Consider the following 252-nt stretch of genomic DNA (forward strand, 5'->3'; position numbering starts at 1 on the left):
GATAACTACATCAGTTGTTTTCAGTCGTGAGAGTTTTCGTTGATGCCCTGTGTGGCCTTCTTTAGCTCCTCTCGAATTGCGACCACCAGAGCTTTGATCTTTTTTCGCTCATGCTTGTCCTTAGGACTGTCAGACGAAGGTGGTTTCGATGAGTTTTTGGAGTTAGTTGCTTGTTTATCGGTAAGGTGGCGCAACTGTTCCCACAACTCTTCAATCAGTGCGTTTGCTTCATTAAGGTCAGAGGCTACGGGT

At 46.0% G+C, this 252-nt stretch carries 1 protein-coding gene; it reads right to left on the reverse strand.

The window, feature by feature from the left end:
• Window positions 1–20 precede the first annotated feature (20 nt).
• The coding region (locus H5300_RS28620) for a DUF6444 domain-containing protein (protein WP_259397973.1) at window positions 21–252 on the reverse strand (232 nt) is incomplete at its 5' end.

The organism is Vibrio sp. SG41-7 (genome assembly GCF_014164465.1).
Classification (GTDB): domain Bacteria; phylum Pseudomonadota; class Gammaproteobacteria; order Enterobacterales; family Vibrionaceae; genus Vibrio; species Vibrio splendidus.